Source organism: Nostoc sp. UIC 10890, assembly GCF_054786515.1.
In genome coordinates, this window is the sequence record NZ_JBSGKF010000001.1 from 3450658 (window position 1) to 3472465 (window position 21808).

Annotated in this window: 20 protein-coding genes and 4 pseudogenes; 12 read left to right on the forward strand and 12 right to left on the reverse strand. The window is 41.2% G+C overall.

Annotated elements, in window-relative coordinates; genetic code table 11:
• Positions 1-65: 65 nt before the first annotated feature.
• Positions 66-566 (forward strand): acyl-CoA thioesterase, encoded by a 501-nt coding sequence (locus ACWATR_RS14030; protein ID WP_069074032.1) that lies wholly within the window; start codon positions 66-68, stop codon positions 564-566.
• A gap of 77 nt (positions 567-643) precedes the next feature.
• Here the strand turns inward: ACWATR_RS14030 and ACWATR_RS14035 are convergent, their stop codons facing one another.
• The 3 genes from ACWATR_RS14035 to ACWATR_RS14045 form a co-directional block, all read right to left on the reverse strand.
• Positions 644-841 (reverse strand): hypothetical protein, encoded by a 198-nt coding sequence (locus tag ACWATR_RS14035; RefSeq protein ID WP_460333227.1) that lies wholly within the window; start codon positions 839-841, stop codon positions 644-646.
• Between the two features lie 419 nt (positions 842-1260).
• Positions 1261-1893, reverse strand: coding sequence for a hypothetical protein (locus ACWATR_RS14040; RefSeq protein WP_460333230.1), 633 nt, complete (start codon positions 1891-1893; stop codon positions 1261-1263).
• A complete protein-coding gene (locus ACWATR_RS14045; protein ID WP_460340416.1) occupies positions 1817-2614 on the reverse strand; it encodes an AAA-like domain-containing protein in 798 nt (265 codons plus the stop codon). The genes ACWATR_RS14040 and ACWATR_RS14045 overlap by 77 nt, the downstream gene beginning before the upstream one ends.
• On the opposite strand from ACWATR_RS14045, the gene ACWATR_RS14050 reads away from it, so the two are divergent.
• The 3 genes and pseudogenes from ACWATR_RS14050 to ACWATR_RS14060 all read left to right on the forward strand — a co-directional run.
• Complete coding sequence (locus ACWATR_RS14050; RefSeq protein ID WP_460333233.1) at positions 2566-2997, forward strand: WD40 repeat domain-containing protein; 432 nt, start codon at positions 2566-2568, stop codon at positions 2995-2997. The genes ACWATR_RS14045 and ACWATR_RS14050 overlap by 49 nt on opposite strands.
• 214 nt (positions 2998-3211) lie before the next feature.
• Positions 3212-3409, forward strand: a complete 198-nt coding sequence (locus ACWATR_RS14055; protein WP_460333236.1) for a prevent-host-death protein — start codon at positions 3212-3214, stop codon at positions 3407-3409.
• 8 nt (positions 3410-3417) lie between these two features.
• A pseudogene (locus ACWATR_RS14060) lies at positions 3418-3510 on the forward strand (type II toxin-antitoxin system RelE/ParE family toxin); the annotation flags it as partial.
• A 10-nt stretch (positions 3511-3520) separates the two neighbouring features.
• Here ACWATR_RS14060 and ACWATR_RS14065 read toward each other — a convergent pair.
• Entirely contained in the window at positions 3521-3661 is a 141-nt protein-coding gene (locus ACWATR_RS14065; RefSeq protein ID WP_460333238.1) for a hypothetical protein, read from the reverse strand.
• A 60-nt stretch (positions 3662-3721) separates the two neighbouring features.
• On the opposite strand from ACWATR_RS14065, the pseudogene ACWATR_RS14070 reads away from it, so the two are divergent.
• A pseudogene (locus ACWATR_RS14070) lies at positions 3722-3953 on the forward strand (type II toxin-antitoxin system HicB family antitoxin).
• 196 nt (positions 3954-4149) lie between these two features.
• Here ACWATR_RS14070 and dxr read toward each other — a convergent pair.
• Positions 4150-5346 (reverse strand): 1-deoxy-D-xylulose-5-phosphate reductoisomerase, encoded by a 1197-nt coding sequence (gene dxr / locus ACWATR_RS14075; RefSeq protein WP_460333240.1) that lies wholly within the window; start codon positions 5344-5346, stop codon positions 4150-4152.
• A 422-nt stretch (positions 5347-5768) separates the two neighbouring features.
• Here dxr and ACWATR_RS14080 point away from each other — a divergent pair, with 422 nt between their 5' ends.
• The 3 genes from ACWATR_RS14080 to ACWATR_RS14090 all read left to right on the forward strand — a co-directional run bounded on the left by ACWATR_RS14080 (position 5769) and on the right by ACWATR_RS14090 (position 10711).
• The gene (locus tag ACWATR_RS14080) at positions 5769-7076 is read left to right on the forward strand and encodes a mannosyltransferase family protein (RefSeq protein WP_460333243.1); all 1308 of its coding nucleotides are present in this window, start codon (positions 5769-5771) and stop codon (positions 7074-7076) included.
• A gap of 276 nt (positions 7077-7352) precedes the next feature.
• Positions 7353-8660, forward strand: coding sequence for a mannosyltransferase (locus ACWATR_RS14085; protein WP_460333246.1), 1308 nt, complete (start codon positions 7353-7355; stop codon positions 8658-8660).
• A gap of 119 nt (positions 8661-8779) precedes the next feature.
• Entirely contained in the window at positions 8780-10711 is a 1932-nt protein-coding gene (locus ACWATR_RS14090; protein WP_460333249.1) for a DMT family transporter, read from the forward strand.
• Positions 10712-11362: 651 nt separating this feature from the next.
• Here the strand turns inward: ACWATR_RS14090 and ACWATR_RS14095 are convergent.
• Positions 11363-13831, reverse strand: coding sequence for an ATP-dependent Clp protease ATP-binding subunit (locus tag ACWATR_RS14095; protein WP_190895090.1), 2469 nt, complete (start codon positions 13829-13831; stop codon positions 11363-11365).
• 454 nt (positions 13832-14285) lie between these two features.
• Positions 14286-14837 (reverse strand): ribosomal protein S18-alanine N-acetyltransferase, encoded by a 552-nt coding sequence (rimI, locus tag ACWATR_RS14100; RefSeq protein ID WP_460333252.1) that lies wholly within the window; start codon positions 14835-14837, stop codon positions 14286-14288.
• A 92-nt stretch (positions 14838-14929) separates the two neighbouring features.
• On the opposite strand from rimI, the gene lysA reads away from it, so the two are divergent.
• The 3 genes from lysA (at position 14930) to ACWATR_RS14115 (ending at position 18118) form a co-directional block, all read left to right on the forward strand.
• A complete protein-coding gene (gene lysA / locus ACWATR_RS14105) occupies positions 14930-16339 on the forward strand; it encodes a diaminopimelate decarboxylase (protein ID WP_460333255.1) in 1410 nt (469 codons plus the stop codon).
• Between the two features lie 109 nt (positions 16340-16448).
• A complete protein-coding gene (cdaA, locus tag ACWATR_RS14110) occupies positions 16449-17372 on the forward strand; it encodes a diadenylate cyclase CdaA (RefSeq protein WP_460333258.1) in 924 nt (307 codons plus the stop codon).
• Complete coding sequence (locus tag ACWATR_RS14115) at positions 17369-18118, forward strand: isoprenyl transferase (RefSeq protein WP_069071491.1); 750 nt, start codon at positions 17369-17371, stop codon at positions 18116-18118. The genes cdaA and ACWATR_RS14115 overlap by 4 nt, the downstream gene beginning before the upstream one ends.
• A gap of 233 nt (positions 18119-18351) precedes the next feature.
• Here ACWATR_RS14115 and ACWATR_RS14120 read toward each other — a convergent pair.
• From ACWATR_RS14120 to ACWATR_RS14130, 3 genes and pseudogenes are all read right to left on the reverse strand, one after another.
• Positions 18352-19412: pseudogene (locus tag ACWATR_RS14120) on the reverse strand (IS630 family transposase).
• 37 nt (positions 19413-19449) lie between these two features.
• Positions 19450-19599, reverse strand: a complete 150-nt coding sequence (locus ACWATR_RS14125) for a type II toxin-antitoxin system RelE/ParE family toxin (RefSeq protein WP_460340419.1) — start codon at positions 19597-19599, stop codon at positions 19450-19452.
• Between the two features lie 70 nt (positions 19600-19669).
• Positions 19670-19942, reverse strand: a complete 273-nt coding sequence (locus ACWATR_RS14130; protein ID WP_185585845.1) for a ribbon-helix-helix domain-containing protein — start codon at positions 19940-19942, stop codon at positions 19670-19672.
• Between the two features lie 291 nt (positions 19943-20233).
• On the opposite strand from ACWATR_RS14130, the pseudogene ACWATR_RS14135 reads away from it, so the two are divergent.
• Positions 20234-20809: pseudogene (locus ACWATR_RS14135) on the forward strand (N-acetylmuramoyl-L-alanine amidase family protein); the annotation flags it as partial.
• Positions 20810-20856: 47 nt separating this feature from the next.
• On the opposite strand, the gene ACWATR_RS14140 reads toward ACWATR_RS14135, so the two are convergent.
• Positions 20857-21129 carry a DUF3143 domain-containing protein gene (locus ACWATR_RS14140; RefSeq protein WP_460333262.1) on the reverse strand — a complete coding sequence of 91 codons (273 nt, stop codon included), beginning with the start codon at positions 21127-21129 and terminating at the stop codon, positions 20857-20859.
• Positions 21130-21178: 49 nt separating this feature from the next.
• On the reverse strand, positions 21179-21694 hold the full coding sequence (locus ACWATR_RS14145) for a J domain-containing protein (protein ID WP_460340422.1): 516 nt from the start codon (positions 21692-21694) through the stop codon (positions 21179-21181).
• Positions 21695-21808: the final 114 nt, after the last annotated feature.

Consider the following 21808-nt stretch of genomic DNA (forward strand, 5'->3'; position numbering starts at 1 on the left):
CAACACAATTAATTTTTATGCTATTCAATAATTTGGAAAATTTATAAGTACTGAGAAATTTAAAGATGTCAGAAGAAAAACCCACTCAACCAAAACTACCGCCAACCAGCGCTCTTGACAATCCATCAAATCATGAATTTGGGAATTGGTTTGAATATCCTGTGAGAGTGCAACCTCATCACACTGACTATGCAGGTATTGTCTGGCACGGTTCTTATCTAGCTTGGATGGAAGAAGCACGGATTGAATGCTTGCGATCTATAGGGATTGAATTTGCTGATTTAGTTGTCATAGGTTGCGATTTACCAGTTGTAGAACTGTCGGTGCGCTATCACCGTTCAATTCAATTGGGTATGGCAGTAGTAGTAAAAACGCGCATGGCTGAGGTGACTGGCGTCCGAATCAATTGGGATTATGCCATTGTCTCCGCTGATGGACAACAATTGTACGTCACTGCCAAGGTGACTTTAGTCGCTTTAGATCGCGAAAGAGGTAAGATTATGCGTCAGTTACCAGCGAGTGTTAAGGATGCATTGGCTAAAATTTCAGTATTAAATAATAATTGAACCACAAAGGCTGTAAATATTACAGGAACATTGGATTTATACTTCACCTTTTATTAGCAAAAGTGAAGTATTTATTTTTACTTGCCAATTTGGATCTGCGACAGATTTTGAGCAAACTGTGTTGCATAATGCCAAATATCTTGGGGAGTAATGCCAAAACTAATATTTAATAAAACAAGGATTGCCGCAATAGTTAATGCAGTACTCACTGTTGCTTTCAGCAATTTCCATAATATTATGAAGATTATCCAAGCTATAATCAACGTAATAATCATATATATTAATTCCTTAATAATTGCCCTTGTCTGAGAAGGTTTTTATTTAGAAAGGGTAAATTTTATCTGAAATAAAAATTACTAGTGCTAAAGCTATTAGACCTAATTTGGAATAGTTACTAAAGCTCAGATTTTTTGTGTAACTGTGCCAATGCCATATTAGCTGAAAACGATCCAATTATTCGGGTAAAAGGCAACTTATTTGGCAATTTGGCAGAATTACTGGAAAGGTTTTTTGGAATTTATTGTATCAATAATCACAAGATACAAGAGTTAGATTAGGACTCCGATTTGATTTTTGAAAACATACTGAGACTGAAAAGGCTTTTGTCTCAGGGTTTCATTTGAAATTTTGTTCAAAACTCAGACAGGAGTCCTAATACTTGCTAAAAAAATCTATTCAGCAACTAGTAAGATAATTACTGTATCAACTCGAAGGAGTCAAAAAACTTTCTGACATCACTGACTTGAGGATTTTTATCGCTTCCAACGAAGAGTATATATAACCGTTGATTAACAATAAAAACTCTACCCGTCATAAAAATTCCTTCTTTTTCATCCCACAGCTTCATTTCTATGCCAGGATATGCACCTAGAGTAATATTTTCCTGACTTAGTAATTTTTTCCCATCTTCTAATATCCCTTGTACAGCGAAATCCAATAATTCACTTGAAGGAATCTGAGTCACATCATTGTTAAAGTCAGCATAGCTAACCATAAACACATTTGTTTCATTAGTACTTAGATACATTTTTGTAGACTCAACACCTTCATGCATCTCGCTATTATCTGGTGTCATGTCTGAAATTTCCTCACCGGGCATGAGAATAGAGAATTTACCTTCATCTGGAGAGAATTTTTTCCATTCTGGTGCTGGTGCAATACCTTCGGTGCTGCACATATCGCAGTTCGCGCTTGATGTCGGTAATTGGGTTAGATTTAGATTCTGGCTATTTCTTGCATCAACTTTGGGACTATTTAATGTTGCTGCTGATACCAAAATCAAAGCTGCTAGAAGTAATTTGTTGGACTTGATGATTGTTTGTAACATTGAATTGCCTGTTGAACTCGACAATTCCATCATCTACAAGTGACACTTGAGTACAAACTGGCGTTGTAATTGGAAATAAATAGCGCTCAAAGTAATTTTTACAAGTTTTCATATAGCCAAATTGCTGTCCCGATTTCCAATACTCATCGAGTTGTTGCAGCAATTTTTCGAGTAATTCTCGATTATTTCCCGCAACTGCTTCGGTGACGGTATCGCAAAACCAGCGCAGAAATTTATTTAAGTCGGAGAAAAACTCCTCTTCTGCTAGCAGAAAATCGATAGCTACTGTTATATTTCCTTGATTTTCTGATTGATGCAGAATCCGCGCTAGGAGTGAAGATTTACCCATCTGTTGCGGTGCTTTGATGCGAATTAGGAAACCTGGTTTTTTAATTTCTTCGTAACAACGCTGTTCGATGGGAGGACGTTCTACATAAAAAAGAGAATCTAATGCTACTTCCCCTTCTGGATATTCAAGTTCGCAAGTAGAGAGTAAGGAAGGAGGAAATGATGGAGAATTATTTATTTTTTCTATTTTTTGGGGTTTTTGTGTATATGTATCTGCGAGTACTTCAAAATCGGCAATTTCCTTGACTTCAAAATCTAATACATTGCAAAATTCTAAAAAGTTGAGGTAGTCAACTGGTTTTCCATTAAGGAAATTGTAAGCTGTTGATTGTTTGCGATCGATTCTCTCAGCTAAATCGATTTGACGGCACAGCCAAGTTGTGGAATCTACAAGGACAAGAAATTACCACTCTCAAACATGATAATTGGGTCTTGAATATAGCATTTAGCCCGGATGGTAAGACGATTGCTACAGGCACTTCTTTCGCAGATCGTACTGTGCGTCTGTGGGCTGAGGTAAAAGATAGTTCTTGGCAGCAGTTTGCTGAATATCAAGGCTTTGCTGAATCTCCAGGCTGGAGTTTTGTTTTCAGACCAGATAGTAAGTTAATTGCCATTAAGGTAGATGATTATTTTGTGCAGTTGCGTCGGGTTCAAAGTTTAGATAGCTCACTAGCGCGAGGTTGCAACGATTTAAAAGAATACCTCGCTTCCCGTCCCGATTTGCGAAAAGAAATTTGCCCTGATAATAAATAGCCACGCTACGCATTTATGATGTTGGGGAAGTGCGATGTCTGACAACAAGCCGCTGCGCGTCTACGCATTTATTGTTGATGGGATGAAGGGCAAATGATGTACTTGCTATAATCTCTTCATAAACATTTAGGAAAGCTTGAAAATGCGCCAATTTACCCTTGGAGACATCTAAAATCTCCACAGCGATGTTTTAGAACAAGCTGCGACGGAACCAGTGGTACTGACAAGCGAATCGCAAGCTAGTTACGTAATTATGTCGGTGGACAATTACGAGCAATTAATCAATCGAATTGCTCAATTAGAAGATTTAATTTTAGGTCAACAAGCACAAATGGCTGTGGCTAATTCTAAAATAGTTGGTTCGGAGATTTTTACAACAGAACTAGAACGTTTAGCAGCGCTTGATGATTAATTTCTAGTATGGCGAAGTTAGACAGTTTAGAGACGGTTATCGATTTTCTCAAAGGTTTACAACCTAAAATAGCTGCCCAAATAGCGAAAAAACTAATAAGCTGTTTCACATTTAAATTGCATAGTTAGCAGGTCGTCCACGTTTCCTTAGTGTAATCCCAAACTGATCTGCGATCGCATCTCTGAATTTTTGGTTTTCTTCTGGTGTAACTCGTCTTGCTCTATCAAAAGGAAATTCAAGTTCCTGACTCATATTGTTGACACTCCAAGAAATGGAAAACACGCAAACCGAAGAAAAACAGGAGTCAAAAGAATGAACTATCACTACAGTATGGTAATTCAATGGTCAGAGGAAGATAGACTTTTTTTAGTACACTTGCCTGAGTTACCCTGGCAACAATTTCATACGCATGGTAGAACTTATGAAGAAGCAGCCAAAAATGGTCAGGAAGTAATTGAGACTTTTGTTGAAATGTTGAAACGACGAAAACAAACCACTACCAGAACCAAGGATGCTTCCTACAAAACCGTTGCTAGTTGCGTAAGTTAAGTGGGTGTTAATACTAGAAATAATTATCGCTCGTGAGTGCGATGTCTGACGACAAGCCGCTGTGCATCTACGCGTTTATTGAAAGCCAGAAATTTGAGCAAAATCGTTAGCCTTCAGCATTAGACTGAAGGCTAAACAATAATTACTCAAAAGTCAGAAAATCTGCCTTTTAGGTATTTGAGTAAAGGCTTTTATCGCAGAGAGATTATCCGCGAGTGAGTTTCTAACGTTTCACTTGCTATTAAAACTTCTTGTCTTGCCCATTTATCTGCTGCCAAAATGTCATCTAAAGAGGGATTAGCACGGTTATCATTTTGATGGCGATCGCATACCCATTCGATACACCGAGGAATATCTAAAAAGCGAATTTTTTCATCTAAAAATAAAGCCACAGCTTGCTCATTGGCGGCATTCAAAACAGCTGGCATGGAACCACCAGCTTTACCCACAGCGTAAGCCAACTGCATACAAGGATACTTTTGGTGATCTGGTTCACGGAAGGTTAAATTTCCAGCTTTGACTAAATCTAGTCGTTCCCAGTTAGTGTAGATGCGATCGGGCCAAGATAGAGCATACAGCAAAGGTAAGCGCATATCCGGCCAACCGAGTTGGGCTAAAACGGAAGTATCTTGCAGTTCAATCAGCGAGTGAATAATACTCTGGGGATGAATGACAATTTCGATATTGTCATAATCCAATCCAAACAGGAAGTGAGCCTCAATTACTTCCAGTCCTTTATTCATCAAAGTAGCAGAGTCTACTGTGATTTTACGCCCCATCGACCAATTAGGATGCTTGAGAGCGTCAGCAACGGTTACATCTGCTAACTTTTCTACATCCCAATCGCGGAAAGCCCCACCAGATGCAGTGAGCAAAATTTTCCGCAAGCCATCTTTGGGAACACCTTGGAGGCATTGAAAGATTGCGGAATGTTCGGAATCGGCTGGGAGTAATTTTACACCGTGTTTTTCGACTAGGGGTAGAACCACAGGGGCCCCAGCAATCAGAGTTTCTTTGTTTGCTAAGGCAATATCTTTACCAGCTTCAATGGCTGCGATCGTGGGTAGCAAACCAGCACAACCAACGATACCAGTGACAACGGTTTGGGAATCGCCGTAACGGGCGACTTCTATCACTCCGGCATCACCTGCCAGTAGAATCGGTTGGGGATCGAGGTCAATGAGTGCTTCTTTGAGGGCTGGTAATTTAGCTTCTGAGCAAATGGCTGCTATTTCCGGTCGAAACTGCCGAATTTGAGCAGCCAACATTTCGACATTGCTCCCAGCTGCCAATCCCACAATCCGAAACTGATCTGGGTACTGAGTGACAATATCTAAAGTCTGAGTACCAATAGAACCAGTAGAACCAACGAGAGTAATCGCTTTCACAATTGCTTAAGGATTTACAGACAACTCCCACTATAAATTGCTGGGGACTCTTTAATAACAGCAATCACTATAATCGATACACTGACTCCAAGAGAGGGAGTGGGGAGATGAGGGAAAAGGGGGACAAGGGGGACAAGGGGGACAGGTGAGAGAATCACTAACTAACTAATGACTCTTGACAAATAACAAATGACAAATTCTCATATATATAGACAAAATTTGTATTTATAAATACTATACTTTTAAAGATAAATTCCGACAAAATTAACCAAGTAGGGAACACTTTTAAGTAATTTTTAATCTGTACAGTTTGTTAATTATTTTGATGGAGGATTTAATATGCAAGATGTTACTCATAAATCGCTGTGTTACAGCCATAGGTAAAAGGATATATAAAGGAGTTTGTTGAAGCACTTAACCTTATGGTCAAAGTTCAGATAGTTATAAAAAAAGCTTTATGGAAAAACGATTTCCTATTTCCAGCAGCAATATGGTTTGCCAGTCGAATATTCATCTGGACTGTTATGTTGCTGGTTGCGCCAAAACTACCGTTACCAGCAGAAGAATTTTTGCCCCGTTTTGGCTGGGGTGTTTTTGATGCCTGGGATAGTATGCATTATCGAGCGATCGCAACTTCTGGCTATGAATTTATAAATGACGGCAAGCAACACAATCTTGCTTTCTTTCCTCTATTTCCCTTAAGTATCTGGGTTTTGATGAAGTTGGGCTTACCGTTTGAATTAGCAGGCACGTTAGTCAACAACTTGGCATTTTTCGCAGCGCTTTACTGTTTGTACTTTTGGGTTAAGGAGCATTATGACATCAATGCAGCGCAATGGGTGACTGCTGTGGTTTCTTTGTATCCATCGTCTATGTTTACGGGGGTGATTTACACAGAGGGCCTGTATTTGTTTTTGAGTACGGCGACTTTGCGGGCATTTGATCAAAAACAGTATGGCTGGATTGCCCTTTGGGGGGCGATGGCGACAGCAACACGTCCTACAGGTATGGCACTAATTCCAGCATTGGCGATCGCATCGTGGAAAGAACGCCGACCACCTATAGCTTACATAGCAAGTTTTACTACTGCTACTGGCATACTTCTATTCAGTTTGTATTGTGCGATTTATTTTGGCAACCCTTTAGCTTTTATCGAAGCACAAAGGGGATGGCGACCTTCCTTTGGGTTTGATTGGCAGGGTTGGTTAAATATGCTCATGCAAATTGCAGTTGGCAGCAAAAATTGGCAATTTGGTTGGGTTCAAAACTCCCCTGGCGGGATTCAAGACCCCTGGTATCTCTTGTTGTTTGGGGTGATTGTTGCCAGTGGCTATCTTTTATGGCACTTCCGTCAACATTTTCGTTCTGTGAAATTATTCTATGGCTTTTATGCTTTAATCTTATTTTTGTTGATTCTGGCAAGCGAACAGTGGATTAATAACTTGCTCAACCTAACTATGGTCTTAGGTGGTGGCTATGTGTTGTGGCGCTTACGCACGCAACTGACCCCAGTTACAGTTATTTATGGCTTTTGTGGTATTGGTTTGCTGCTAGCCTCTGGAGGCACTATTTCCTTGAGCCGTCTCGCCTATGGTCTTGTGCCTTTAAATATAGCCATTGGTGTGCTGCTATCTCGCCATCCTCGCCAGGGATATTTAATACTAGGCGTTTTTGTGACACTACTAGCCAAAATAGCTATAGGATTTGCCCAAGAGCGCTGGGTTGGTTAGTAGGTAGGCACAATAAAACCTAATAACGTAAAGAAAGATGAACTGGGTCAAAACTCTCTTCCATTCTGCCTTATCCCAACGATAAATTTTCCCAGTCGGTTTGTAGTAAGCTGCTCTAGACCTTGCAAAAGTGCTGGAGCAGTTTACTAAGAATGAATTTCATTAATTTTGCATTACATAATCTAGTTTGATTTATGCTTACCTATTTACTTTATAGGTTTTAATTAATGAGTTTATTCAAGAATATATTAATTCAAATAAAGATAAAATAGCCCAATGAAAAAAGTAAGTTTCCCTAAAGATTTGACGCCTTATATAATTATTTATAGTGCTTTTATTGTTTGCGCTATTGTGGGGATGCTAATTTTTCCAGATACTTTTTATAAGTTCTTTTCTCCCACTCAGTTACCCCGTATAAATCCCCCTGCATTACCACATAAAAGTTACTACTGGGATATAGGACTTTATGCAAATATGGCTTTGCAAAATACTTGTACTGCTTTTTATCCTCTTTGGGGTTTTATAATTACTCACCTATTTCATCCCCAAAATCTAGAACAATATGCAAATTATTTTAAAATTACAGCTACAGCAATTTTTTGCATATCTACTCCTTTAGTATTTTGGGTATTTAAAAAGGCTTTAAAAAATCAACTTTTGGCATTAACAATTACCCTTGCTTACACCGTTAACCCTATGGCTATTTTTCGCGTTATAGGCTATACAGAAAGTTTGTTTTCTCTACTGGAAATTTTTTTAATATGGCTGCTTTTACCTGAAAACAAATTAAATGAAAAAATCAAATTAATACTGTTATCGGTTATTAGTATTTTAATGGCTTTAACTCGTCCAGTATTAGTTCAGATTATTTTCGCCTGCTTCTTCTCATTAATAACAATATTTTTGTTAACAAAACAACTAAGTAAAAGTCATCTTTTCCAAACGATTACAATATCCATTTCAGCGATATTTGGATATTCTATTTATGGATTTTCCTGTCTCCAATCAAGAGGAAATTTTTTCGCGCCATTCCACGATCAAAAACAATGGGGTAAAACATTAGGATTCAATTTAGACTTACTATTTTTACCTAAATCTCCCTTGTTCGATTTATTAGGTTTATATCTACCATTTTTGATTCTAATAATTTCTTTTATCGTAATATATTGTAAATCTAAAAACCATAAATTATTGGTATTTATCCCAAAAAGATTTATTTGGGATATTTTAATAATGTACCCGCCCATCTTAATATTAGCGTATGTATTGAATTATTGGCGAGTTAGAAAAAAGGAAATAATTACCTCTAAATTTACCAATAGCTTACAAAATAATTATCTATTTTGGTTCTGCATATATTTTTCAGTAATAAATGCTTTAATCGTATTTTTTACACAAAATCGCCTAGCGAGTTTAGGCAGATATATATTTGCAGTACCTTTCTTTTTTCTAGCTTTAGGTTATTTTTATTGTTGTTTTCCAGGAAAAAGAAAATATAAAAGCCTATCATTTGTGATTTTTGTATCCGCGATCGCTCTTGTGCAACAATGGATTAATTATGGAAAAGATCAATGGCTGGGTTAAAAGGTAAAAAATAGTTAATTTTATTAATAACAGTATAAATACTTTAACTTCGCCTAGAATTTGACTGCTTAAATACTAGTTGATTATTTATTGGTAAAAAATTGAATTTAAATTTCCTAATGAATGTATCCAATCAAACGAAGATAGCGATCGCTTCATTATTTGTAGGTGTAGGTGCTATATCTTTTGGCTCTATTTTTATGAAATTAGGCGAAACTGAACTCAGCCCCAATGCCACTGTATTTAATCGCTTTTGGCTTGCTAGTGTGGTCTTCTTGTTCTGGAATGGATACAAGGTAATACGGCAGCGATTTTCCTTAGTTCAACCTGTAGAACAGCAGCCCTACACAAGTCAGGATCTATGGCTATTGCTAGGTGCTGGTATTCTTTGGGCAGCGACTTTAGTCTGTTTGGGTTGGTCGCTGACTCAAACCAGTGTCACGATTTCTAGTGTGTTGCACAATCTGGCCCCCATATTTACCAGCTTAGGGGCGTGGCTATTATTTCGTCAGGGTTTTGAGAGTCAATTCCTCATTGGTATGGTCATCGCCCTTGGGGGAGCGATCGCTATTGAATTTGAGGAACTGCAAATCGCTACAGACGAAGTTCAAGGAGGATTGGCTGCGATCGTTTCGGCGATTTTCTTGGGTGCATACCTACTGATTGTAGAAAAATTACGAACAAAATTTTCTCCTGACACAATCCAGCTGTGGATCTGTGCGATCGCGGCTTTAGTCATTTTCCCTATACTTTTGTTTACTCAAGATCAGATTTTTCCTTCTAAAGTCAGTGGTTGGCTTTGGGTCATTTCCCTAGCCCTGATTTGCCAAGTCTTGGGTCATGGGCTTTTGACCTATAGCCTTGCCAAGTTTTCTTCTGTGGTTGTCTCCTTAGTGCATTTGCTAGAGCCAGTATTTAGCGGCATTTTCGCTCTTATAATATTTTCGGAAAAATTAACTTTTTCAAATTGGATAGGTTTCGCTGTCGTTTTAATAGGTTTATACTTAGCCGTATCTAGCCAAGCTGCTATTAATTTCCCATTCCAGGAATCAGTCAAAAATATAGTTAACACTTTCATTAAAAGTATGACGTTGAAACTGTCATTACTAAAGCAACAATTCTCCGAAACACCAGCTTTATTAGGAACTGCCTCATTATTGTTTGCTCTAATTCCCATATCTTTAGCGCCATCTCTAACCAAATTGTGTCAACAAGAAATTGGTGCAAATGCTGTAGTATTTCATCGCAGTTGGATTGCAACAGTTGTCTTTGCGCTGTGGAATGGACTTGAGGCTTTCCGCTACCAACAGTCCAATAGCCAATCTATAGAACAGAAGCCTTTTACTGGACAAGAAGTGTGGCTATTGTTGGCAATGGGAACCTCTGCTGGAACCTACCTCCTCTTGTGGGCTTGGTCGCTGAGTCAAACTAGCGTGGCCAACGTGGCTTTACTGTCTAATTTAAACTCCTTATTCGTTGCTTTAGCTGGGTATCTGTTATTCGGTCGGCGCTTCGATCACAGATTCGTGATTGGTCTAATCATAGCCTTGGGAGGAGCGATCGCTTTTGAACTTAATAAGGTGCAATTTGCAAATGACCAAATAATAGGTGATGCCTTGGCGTTACTAACTGCGATTTTCATGGCTACGTGTATGCTGCTGATAGAAAAACTCCGAACCCGATTTAGTACCGCAACCATAATGCTGTGGCGCTGCGGAGTAACAACAATGTTTCTATTACCCGTCCTCCCATTTCTGGAAGATAGACTGTTGCCCTATTCCTGGACAGGTTGGTTTTTCATAATTTTCCAAGCCCTCTTTTGCCAAGTGTTAGGTCAGGGGCTTTTGGCTTATAGCCTCAGCAGAATCTCTTCAGGCGTTGTCGCCGTAACACTTCTCCTAGAACCAGTCCTAGCTTCCATTTTTGCGTGGTTCATTTTTTCAGAACAAGTAGGTTTGTTTGACTGGGCAACCTTTGCTGTAGTTTTAGCGGGTATCTATCTAGCCCAATCTAGCCAATCCACTGTTCAAATAACGAATGAAGGCTCGTAGCTCCATAACAAGTAACATCAATTCTCCGTAAACTTACACTTAATAATTACTTTCGACAATTTCTCCATGAAGTAGTTCAACCTTGCGATCGCTCAAAAGGCCAGAGTCATCATGCGGTGATATTTGTTAATCGTCCACTTCACAATAATCACAGTCATGACGATTGATTCCTCCCAATGATTCTTTATATTATCCCATTTTAAATGCACTTCAGGTCTGATTTAGAATCAGTCAATTGATTGAAGATAAAGAAACATTGGAAAATGTTTCATAAAATTGATAAACAAATTTTGCAATACCATTTCTAATCTGTTACTAGCACATTTCCTCCTTTTTCTAGGATTAGGCTATTAAATTGAGATTTAAAGTTTCCAGGTGTAGTCAAAAGAGAGTAGTTTTTATATGCATCTAGCATACTAATTTGTTCTCTAGATATATTTGGTTTTTCCCCATTATTATATGTATAAATTATTAGTGGGATTTTTCGCTCTATTGAATTTAAAAATTTATCTAAAATATTGTTTAGAAATTAGACAGGAGTCTTATAGTATCAAAATTAAAATGGATATAGACTACAAAAAACGGTAGAGAAGAAAACTTCTCTACCGTTCAGTGATTTAAGATTTAGTTCTAAATCCCAAACCCTAAATCTTATTCAACACCTTGGGGTAACAATTCCCGACGCTGTTGAGAACTAACTTGCACAACGCCATTTTCATCCACATCAACAAGGGCTGTATCGCCATCTTTGATACGACCAGACAGAATTTCTTCTGCTAGGCTATCTTCTAACAGGCGCATAATTGCCCGACGTAATGGCCTTGCGCCGTAGCTGGGACTGTAACCTTCTTGGATCAAACGATCCTTGAAGCGGTCTGTGACTTCTAAGGTGATACCCTTTTCCGTCAGACGACCAAATACTTCCTTGAGCATAATTTCGGCGATTTGGGTCACTTCCGGCTTGTTCAACTGACGGAAGACGATAATTTCATCGAGTCGGTTGAGGAACTCTGGACGGAAGTACTGCTTGAGTTCTTCGTTGACCAAAGAGCGAATCCGGTTGTAAGTTGACTCGCTAGCATCTTCGGAGAATTCAAAGCCGATACCGCTACCGCCTTTTTCAATTACCTTAGAACCAATATTGGAAGTTAAAATCAGCAAGGTGTTCTTGAAGTCTACCGTGCGACCTTTGGCATCAGTTAACCGACCGTCTTCCAAAATTTGCAGCAGCATATTGAAGACATCGGGGTGGGCTTTTTCGATTTCGTCAAACAACACCACGGTGTAAGGACGCCGCCGCACGGCTTCGGTTAGCTGACCACCTTCGTTATAGCCAACATAACCTGGAGGGGAACCAATCAGCTTGCTGACGGTGTGACGCTCCATGTATTCGGACATATCTAAGCGGATCATCGCTTCTTCGGAACCGAAGAAGTAAGCAGCTAAGGATTTCGCCAACTCGGTTTTACCTACACCAGTAGGCCCAGAGAAGACAAAGCTAGCTATGGGTCGGTTGGGATTTTTCAAACCGACACGAGCGCGACGAATTGCGCGTGAAACTGCCTTCACAGCTTCGTCTTGACCAATTAAACGCTGGTGCAAGGTGTCTTCCATGTGCAGCAGCTTTTCAGATTCAGATTCGGTGAGTTTGTTCACCGGTACTCCAGTCCAGGAAGCGACAATGTGAGCAATGTCTTCTTCTGTAACTACAGGTTCTTCACCTTCTGTGCCTGTTGCATTGGTCTTGCTCTGAGCGATCGCCCGGATTTCGGCTTTGATTTCCATTTCGCGATCGCGCAGTTCTCCAGCTTTGTCGAAGTCTTGAGAGCGCACCGCGTCATCTTTTTCTTTTAATATCTGACGCAGTTCTTTGTCTAACTCTTTGGCTGCGGGTGGCAGTTGGGAGTTAATCAAGCGCACCCTAGAACCAGCTTCATCAACTAAGTCGATGGCTTTATCTGGGAGGTAGCGATCGCTAATGTAACGGTCTGACAATTTCGCCGCCGCTACCAATGCTTCGTCGGAGATTTTCAGTTTGTGGTGTTGCTCGTAGCGTTCGCGCAAACCATATAAAATTTCGATTGTTTCATCAACTGTAGGTTCGCCAACCATTACTGGTTGGAAACGCCGCTCTAGCGCTGCATCTCGCTCAATGTGCTTCCGGTATTCATCTAGGGTTGTAGCGCCGATGCACTGCAACTCACCTCTTGCCAAAGCTGGCTTGAGGATATTCGCTGCGTCTATAGCACCTTCTGCTGCACCCGCACCAATTAAGGTGTGTACCTCATCAATCACGAGAATGACATTACCCGCCGAGCGGATTTCGTCCATGATTTTTTTCAAGCGTTCTTCAAATTCACCCCGATACTTGGTTCCTGCTACGAGCAAACCAATATCCAAGGTGACGACGCGTTTATCTTCGAGGATGTCAGGGACATCTTTGGTGGCAATGCGTGAAGCTAAACCTTCAGCGATCGCAGTTTTACCAACCCCTGGTTCCCCAATCAGCACTGGGTTATTTTTTGTTCGGCGACCCAATATCTGGATTACCCGCTCAATTTCCTTGGCGCGTCCCACCACTGGATCGAGCTTATTGTCTATTGCCATCTGAGTCAGGTTTGAGCCAAATTCATCCAGAGTCGGGGTTTTTGTGCGCCCGGATGAACCACCTGGTGAAACTTCAGCAGTTTCTCCCAACATGCGGATGACTTGGGTTCTTACCTTAGATAGATCCACACCGAGGTTTTCTAGCACCCTGGCTGCGACGCCTTCCCCTTCGCGGATTAGGCCCAACAGCAGATGCTCGGTGCCAATGTAGTTATGCCCCAGTTGGCGTGCTTCTTCCAAGGAGAGTTCTAAAACTCGCTTTGCCCGTGGCGTAAACGGAATTTCCACGGCGACAAAGCCTGATCCCCGTCCTATAATTTTTTCAACTTCAATTCGGGCATCTTTGAGATTGACGCCCATTGATTTCAGCACCTTGGCAGCCACTCCAGTGCCTTCGCCAATCAGACCCAGGAGGATCTGCTCGGTTCCGACAAAGTTGTGACCTAAACGGCGGGCCTCTTCTTGGGCCAGCATGATTACCTTAATGGCTTTTTCTGTGAAGCGTTCAAACATGGCATTTTTCCCATCACCTGCGGTCGTGCCGGTATGCTGATTTTAGCACAGGCAAAGCTTTTGGATGCCTGTATAACAGATTATAGACATCCTGAAGCTATGACTTGGGTTGATGGGCTAATTGTTAACTCTTGACTACTTTTATGTGGCTAGTGTACTGAGGAGCTTTAGTTCACCAGCGTTTTTGAGATTTACTACAAACAGTTCACTGCTTACATTGAGAGTTTATTTACTTAATCCCAAACATTTATATTTAACATATATATTTTTTAATATCAAGCAAAATTAATTTACATAGTTTTTTCTTATAAAAAGCATGATATTCATAAAATATTTATATAAAAATAGGTGCAGCAAAGTTGCATTTTTTTGCTGAAGCTGATCCAAACTCCGATAATTCACAATTAATAATGCCCAACACTGAAATAATTCGTAATTAATTACGAATTACGAATTATTTAAAAATCAAGTGCCAAAAGGATTTGTCCAGGCGATCGCTAATCATGGAATGCCACTGGTCTAAAGTTGCTTGAAATTTGGGGCGTTGTAAATCTGGAAGCCAAAGGATTAGGGCGTCCTCATCGTTATCTTGGTAGTAACGCCGACGCCGCCCAGCTGTTTTGAAGCCAAATTTTTGATATAAAGATATGGCTCCCAAGTTGGAAGCTCGGACTTCGAGGGTAGCTCGCTCCATTTTGCGATCGCAAGCTGTCTTAATGAGTGCATATAATAAAGCCGCACCCATTCCTTGACGGTGATATTGGGGATGAACCGCCAAAATTGTAATGTGGGCTTCGTCTAAAATTGACCAAAAGCAACCCATTCCCAGCAGCATCGAATTAGAGACAGGGGAAAATAAACCCAGCAGATCGCTATTGGGGCTGTCCAACTCTCGTTGATAGCCCTCCATTGTCCATAAACCACCAAAACAGGCTTGATCCAGTTCCAACAATGCACTCAGATGCTCTGCTGTCAGTAATTTAATTTCTAAGTCTAATGAGATCACATTTATTGAATAACGTTACAAACCCTTTGTAAACTGGGAATTGGGAGATGAACTCACAGCCCGTAAATTGAACAAGGAAAATTTTTATAGTTATGGTATCGACTCACCCCACTGGGGTTCAACATTCTGGAAGTCAATATTTACCTCAAAGGCACGACACCAACGCAAATCCATCGCCCAATCAAGAACTTTTACCCTTGACTGCCAGAGTTCATAATCATGACCTCCTGGAAATTGGTGGGTGTGATGTCACAACCCTAGTTGAACAATTTGGTTCACCTTTATATATTTTAGATGAAGAAACCCTGCGTTCGGCTTGTCAGCAATACCGAGATACTTTCAAGCAATACTACAAGGGCGAATCTCAAGTATTGTACGCCTCAAAAGCTTGGAATTGTTTAGCAGTTTGCGCGATCGCGGCATCAGAAGGTTTAGGAATTGATGTCGCATCAGGCGGCGAACTGTACACTGCGCTGCAAGCAGGCGTCAATCCTGAGAAAATCTATCTTCATAGCAACAATAAATCTCGTGAAGAACTGATTTTTGCCACAGAAGTCGGTTGCACTATTGTGGTGGATAACTGGCACGAGTTACGCACTTTGGTAGAAATTGTTGAGAGGGCAAATTCCCCCTCCGTACAGCCTCGATTCTTGTTGCGCTTAACTCCGGGTATTGAATGTCACACACATGAATATATCCGCACGGGGCAACTAGATAGTAAATTTGGCTTTGATCCCAATGAATTAGAGGAATTATTTACTTTTGTCAGCAAACAGTCTTTCCTTAACTGCGTAGGGTTACATGCTCATATCGGTTCCCAAATTTTTGAGCGTCAACCGCATCGAGATTTAGCGGCTCTGATGGTACAGTGGTTACGTGATGCGGCGAAGTATGGGTTAAATTTTACAGAGTTAAATGTCGGTGGTGGTTTAGGGATTAAGTATATAGAATCAGACGATCCCCCCAGCATTGAAGAGTGGGTAAAACCGATTTGTGAGGTAATTCAAGAAGCTTGTGCAGCCGAAAATTTACCTTTGCCAAAATTACTGTGTGAACCGGGGCGATCGCTAATTGCCACAGCTTGCGTCACTGCCTATACTATTGGTTCATCCAAAGTTATCCCAGAAATTCGTACCTACGTAGCGATCGACGGAGGAATGTCTGATAATCCTCGCCCGATTACTTACCAATCAGTTTATCGGGCAGTCGTTGCTAATAAAATGTCTTCTTCCTTAACCGAAACAGTCACAATTGCTGGTAAACATTGTGAATCAGGAGATATTCTAATTCATAATGCTCTACTCCCAAAGACTGAACCAGGGGATATTCTCGTAGTTATGGGAACTGGTGCGTACAATTACAGTATGGCATCTAACTACAATCGCTTGCCCCGATCGGCAGCTGTTGTTGTGGCGAATGGCGAAGCAAATTTAATTTTGCAACGTGAAACTTATCAAGACTTAATTCGACAAGATCGCCTACCAGAAAGATTAAAGAAATAGTCATTTGTCATTAGTCATTGGTCATTAGTCATTTGCAAATGACAAAGGACAAAGGACAAATGACTAATGACCAACCGTAAATTAGAGGCAAAAGTGTAATCCAGATGTCATGAGAGATTGGTGGAAGCAATGGCTGACAAACCTAGGATGGTCACAGTCCTTGCTACTTGGGACTCTGGATATTGTGTTAGTGCTGGCGCTGACTTACATGATACTAGTTATCATTAGTGAGCGCCGGACACTTTGGATGGTGCGGGGATTCATTATCTTAATGCTAGCCTCGGCACTAAGTGGCAGATTAGGACTACCTCTACTAAGTTTTGTATTAGAAAAATTGGTAATTGGTTGTGCTGTGGCGATGGCAGTTGCTCTACAGTCGGAGTTTCGGCGATTTTTGGAGCAATTGGGGCGTGGCGAATTCCGCCAGCTATTTCAACCCGATCGGCTGGCAATCCCTAAATCTGATAGTGTAATTGATGAAATTGTTGAGGCTGTTAAAGAATTGTCAAAAAACCGCATTGGAGCTTTACTAATTGTGGAAACCACAGGGCCAATTGATGAGCGAGATTTTTCTGTGCCAGGAGTAAAGCTAAATGCGGAAGTTTCTAAAGAACTGATCCAGACAATTTTCCAGCCGAAAACTTTGTTACACGATGGGGCAACACTGATTCGTGGATCACGGATAGTGTCATCAGGTATAATTTTACCACTTTCGGGACGCACAGCCTCGCGCCAGTTGGGAACACGCCATCGGGCGGCAATGGGAATTACTGAGCGGGTCGAAAATTGCATTTGTGTCGTTGTATCTGAAGAAACAGGTTCTATTTCCTTAGCGGAACGGGGAACCCTAAATAGACCGCTGACGATTAGAAAGCTAAAAGAGTCATTGGACGCTCTTTTGTCCCCAACCGTGGATCGGGAAGCTGTTGCTCCTGGTGTGTTGAGTTTTGTTCGTCGGACAGGTGGGAAGACACTAGCACTGGTTTCACGTTTACTCGGATTACCATCGACCGCTTCTCGAGATAAAAAATGACAGCACAACAAACTAAACTGCAAGATTTGCCTACTGACTTAAAACGAGAACTATTGCCGCAGCACGTTGCGGTGATCATGGATGGCAATGGTCGATGGGCTAAACGTCAGGGTCTACCGCGAATTATGGGTCATAAGCGAGGAGTAGATGCTCTCAAGGATTTGCTTCGCTGTTGTCAGGATTGGGGAATTCAAGCGCTCACAGCTTATGCTTTTTCAACGGAGAACTGGAAAAGACCGCAGGAAGAAGTGGATTTTTTGATGACTCTGTTTCAAAGAGTTTTGCGGCAAGAACTGCGGGAAATGGTCGAAGAGAATGTTCAAATTAAGTTTGTTGGAAATTTGCAAGACCTGCCGCGATCGCTTCAACAAGAAATATCCCGTTCAATGGAAGAAACTAAGGATAATCGCGGTATCCGGTTTTCGGTAGCAACTAATTATGGTGGACGGCAGGAAATTTTACAAGCTTGTCAGGCGATCGCAAAACAAGTCCAGCAAGGTCTGCTACAACCCAATGAAATTAATGAACAGGTGTTTGAAAGCCACTTATACACAGCAGGAATTAGTGACCCAGATTTGTTAATTCGTACCAGTGGAGAAATGCGCCTCTCAAATTTTCTTCTCTGGCAAATGGCTTATGGAGAAATTTATATTACGGATGCTCTCTGGCCAGATTTTGATCGGGCTGAGTTTCATCGAGCTTTGTGTGCCTACCAGCAACGGGAACGGCGGTTTGGTAAAGTTTAAAATTTACAATCGAAGCCAACCGCCAATTTCGGACTCAGTGGGTTGACTAGAGATGACCACAACGCTTGTTAAGCAAGAGGGAGAGTTAGTGTTAACAAGGAGTATCAGGAATCAGAGTCGTGAAATAGGGCTTTGATATCTCGATAGCCACTAACAACACGAAAAATCTCCACATCTTGCCCTATGGACATGTAGAGGATGAGGTAATATCATGTCCGGGTAATGACTTACGATTAAACACCAATTTGAAGCCACCAATGAAAACCAGTTAAGCCACGAATTAACTCTGTCTGTTGGAGTAAAGATTGACACCGATGAAACAAGACATTCTCTAAATCATTGAGTGTCTCAAAAGAGCGATTAGCAATTGGTTCGTCAACCAAAGTCCACAGCCTTTCTGCGGGCTGTAATTCGGGTGAGTGAGATGGCAAAAAGATTAAGTGCAGCCCTTCAGGAATCTCCAAACCCTTGCTGGTATGCCATCCTGCTTGGTCAACAGCTAACAAAATACGTTTATCAGCACCTAAACCAAATTCTTGAGCAAAATCCGCTAAAACCTTGTTAAATAGCTCTGTATTGACATAAGGAAGAATCCACCAATAAGTAACTCCTGTTTTCGGATGTACAAAAGCATACAACCAGAGCCATTTAAACCGCCAATTTACATCAGCAATTGGTGTTTCTCCTTCTGGGACGTAAACTCGTCGCAAAACTGGTTTGAGTCCCAAGCGATGTTCATCTTCGCACCACAACTGAATTTCCGCATCTGGGTAGTTGGCTTGAAGTTCTTCTACTTCTGTAGCTATTTTTTTTTCCAGACTTCTTGCTCAAAAGGATCACTTTTTGTGTGAGACGGACGGGGTACTCTGAGCCTAAATGTCATCTGCCGCAATATTTCCCATCCCCTCTGTCTGCTAATATGAGTTCCTGTTACTTCACTTAACCAATCTGCCACCTTCCTGCCATTCCATAATCCTCCATCCGGTGCTTTTTCTTGTAACGCTTGCCATAACTGTGCCTGCTCGATATCATCCACTAGTGGCTGTGTACCTTGGTTGAATACTCTGCGATCGCCTAATCCTTGCACTCCTAACTCGTTGTATCTTTTTACTAATGCGTATATCCAGGTTCTGCTGTAGCCCGTTATTTCCTCGATTTCTTCCGTTTTTTTGCCTTGGGCTACTAACCAAATAATCTGGTACTGACGGCTTTCTATGCCGTCTTTAGCCTGACGGTAACGTTGTTCTAGCTCTTCAATACTTAGATGTGTGGCTACACTAATTCGTTTCGGCATTGGTCATCTTTGCACTCACCTCTTTTATCATAAGTGATTATCCGGACATGATATAATTGTCTATTGAGAGGCTACGGATACCAGGTAAAATTTCATCACGCTGTCGTCCTAGACCAGGGAACTGAGCAATTTTGGCAAATTTCGCGTTCAGCTTACTCAGAAAACCCTCAGCTGAGCCAAGCCAGATTGTCTAGCAATGTAATCCGCTATCTGCTCAATGTCTTGAATTGCAGGTTTGGTAAGGCGAAATTGTGAGGTCATGCTTTGTCTGAAACACCATAGCGCGATCGCACATTGGCACGAATTTGATCCATTGCAGCCGAACCATCAACAACTTCGCCCCGCTCGGATGCTTCCCATCCAATCCGCGCTTCTTGTTGCAAGTCTTGTAGTCGTCCTTGATAGATGTCTTCTTGCTGTTCCAGGAGTTTTACGCCTGCAAGAATAACTGCGATCGCGTTCTGATACTTACCGCTAGTGAGTTGACGTTGAACTAGGGCTTCTACTTCAGGTGGCAGAACGATTTGCATGAGTTTTTGTCGGAGGAGGAGTAACTTTAATTGTAAGCGATGTCTATCGACAAGCCGCTACGCGTCTACGCTTTGGATGGGCGTTTTTGTGAGCTATACCTACTTTAAGTAAACCAAAAAGCTTTTACTAAGGGCAATTATTCATTTTATGGTTACGCAATTTTATAATTAGCGTCAAACATAGCAGTGCAAGCTGATTTCATATAGGAGTCTATATCAGTGAAACCAATTTTAGGTTTAGCGATCAGTTCCATATTCATTTCTTCACCAGCTTTTGCACAAGTACAATTACAACCTTTATCTGGCATAAAGATTTTAGTTAACCCAGGACATGGAGGGCAAGAAACTGGCGCAGCTGGGCCAACAGGATATTTAGCTAAAGATGTCAGCTTGACAGTATCTAAGTTGCTGCGTGATGAACTAGTCTTAAGAGGCGCGTTAGTAGTGATGACGCGAGAAGATGACAGAGAAATAGCTTTGTCTACTCGCCAAGCCATGATCGAGCAACAACAACCAGCGATCGCTCTCACTATACATTACACAGCAGTACCCGATGATGGAGATGCAGAGAATAGCAAAGGCATTAGAACTTTTTGGTATCATTCCCAAGCCCATAGCCTAGCTGTTTTTCTCCACAATTATCTAGTTAAGCAGCTAGGACGTTCATCAATGGGGGTGTTTTGGAATAACTTGGCGCTAACTCGTCCCTCTACAGCACCATCAGTGGTAATGGAACTGGGTTTTATGACCAACCCCGAAGAATTTGAATGGATAGCCAACGCCGATGAACAAAAAAAATTAGCGCGAGTCTTGGCAGATGGTGTTGTTGAGTGGTTTCAGGGTGCAATCACTCTGCGATCTAAATAGCTCGATGCAAGTAAAGTTAATTGGAAAGGATCGTACTCAGCAATTCCTTATGGTCCAGAAAACACCGCTTGTTCTACGTCATTCCGACTCAGAGAATACTTGAATGAACGTTGGATATCCTGCCCATTTTCCCCAGATTGGACATATCGGACTACGATTTGCTCAACGTCGAGCCATAGTTCAGCTTTCCAGCTAGGTCGCTGCACGTGCCAACAATGCCTCTGTGTGTCATCTTGTTGACAACCTTGGTCTTTTAGCCACTGTTCAATTTGTGGCAGGGGATGATTATATAGGGGGGTATCAGAGGGAAGAAGAGGCATAGGAATTTTAGATTTTGGATTTTGGATTAGGGAATTTTTTAATTTTTAATTATTTCAGATGAGTAGTTAGTTGCGACATATAGATAATCTGCTGTTGTACAAATGCAGCTGGTTGCAGCAAATGGGAATGGATAGCAGCCTCGCCACGAGTTAAGGCAATGGCAACTGCTAATAATAGACAACCTACAAATGTTAACACCAGCATAAATAAGGCAAAGATTTCGCCAGATGATAAGGGGCGATCGCTCGCATCAAGGTATGCTGATTTTGAAAAATCATAGGAACGTGAGACGGGATGATTCAAATCAGGGGGTGGTTGAATCACTCCAAAGCGGGAATAGCCAATTTTTAGATCATAGCTTAACCGACGTTCTGGATGGCTAAGGGTGGCGTAGGCTTCGTTAATTTGCTGGAATTTGGGAGTGGCGATCGCAGTCGGCAAGTCTGTAGTATCAGGATGATAGAGTTTGCTCAGTTGCCGATAAGCGCGACGAATATCGATTACCGATGCCCAGGGATGCAGTCCTAGCAGGGAGTAATAAGTTGGTTCACTGCTTTGTGGCATTGCCCTGTTGTGATTCACGGCTGTTTGAGTCACTTTGCTCAAAGATATTTTTTATATTTTAAATCCTTTGTGAATTTATGAATTTGAGAAGACACAACAGGTCTAGCATCAATT

Excerpts from the sequence above, each read along its gene's own strand:
- ACWATR_RS14095 (WP_190895090.1), bottom strand. The coding sequence starts at position 13,831 with ATGTTTGAACGCTTCACAGAAAAAGCCATTAAGGTAATCATGCTGGCC.
- lysA (WP_460333255.1), top strand. The coding sequence starts at position 14,930 with ATGGTATCGACTCACCCCACTGGGGTTCAACATTCTGGAAGTCAATAT.
- ACWATR_RS14090 (WP_460333249.1), top strand. The coding sequence starts at position 8,780 with ATGAATGTATCCAATCAAACGAAGATAGCGATCGCTTCATTATTTGTA.
- ACWATR_RS14115 (WP_069071491.1), top strand. The coding sequence starts at position 17,369 with ATGACAGCACAACAAACTAAACTGCAAGATTTGCCTACTGACTTAAAA.
- ACWATR_RS14145 (WP_460340422.1), bottom strand. The coding sequence starts at position 21,694 with ATGCCACAAAGCAGTGAACCAACTTATTACTCCCTGCTAGGACTGCAT.
- ACWATR_RS14040 (WP_460333230.1), bottom strand. The coding sequence starts at position 1,893 with ATGTTACAAACAATCATCAAGTCCAACAAATTACTTCTAGCAGCTTTG.
- ACWATR_RS14085 (WP_460333246.1), top strand. The coding sequence starts at position 7,353 with ATGAAAAAAGTAAGTTTCCCTAAAGATTTGACGCCTTATATAATTATT.
- ACWATR_RS14080 (WP_460333243.1), top strand. The coding sequence starts at position 5,769 with ATGGTCAAAGTTCAGATAGTTATAAAAAAAGCTTTATGGAAAAACGAT.
- ACWATR_RS14030 (WP_069074032.1), top strand. The coding sequence starts at position 66 with ATGTCAGAAGAAAAACCCACTCAACCAAAACTACCGCCAACCAGCGCT.
- ACWATR_RS14130 (WP_185585845.1), bottom strand. The coding sequence starts at position 19,942 with ATGCAAATCGTTCTGCCACCTGAAGTAGAAGCCCTAGTTCAACGTCAA.
- ACWATR_RS14065 (WP_460333238.1), bottom strand. The coding sequence starts at position 3,661 with ATGAGTCAGGAACTTGAATTTCCTTTTGATAGAGCAAGACGAGTTACA.
- cdaA (WP_460333258.1), top strand. The coding sequence starts at position 16,449 with ATGAGAGATTGGTGGAAGCAATGGCTGACAAACCTAGGATGGTCACAG.
- ACWATR_RS14140 (WP_460333262.1), bottom strand. The coding sequence starts at position 21,129 with ATGCCTCTTCTTCCCTCTGATACCCCCCTATATAATCATCCCCTGCCA.
- ACWATR_RS14035 (WP_460333227.1), bottom strand. The coding sequence starts at position 841 with ATGATTATTACGTTGATTATAGCTTGGATAATCTTCATAATATTATGG.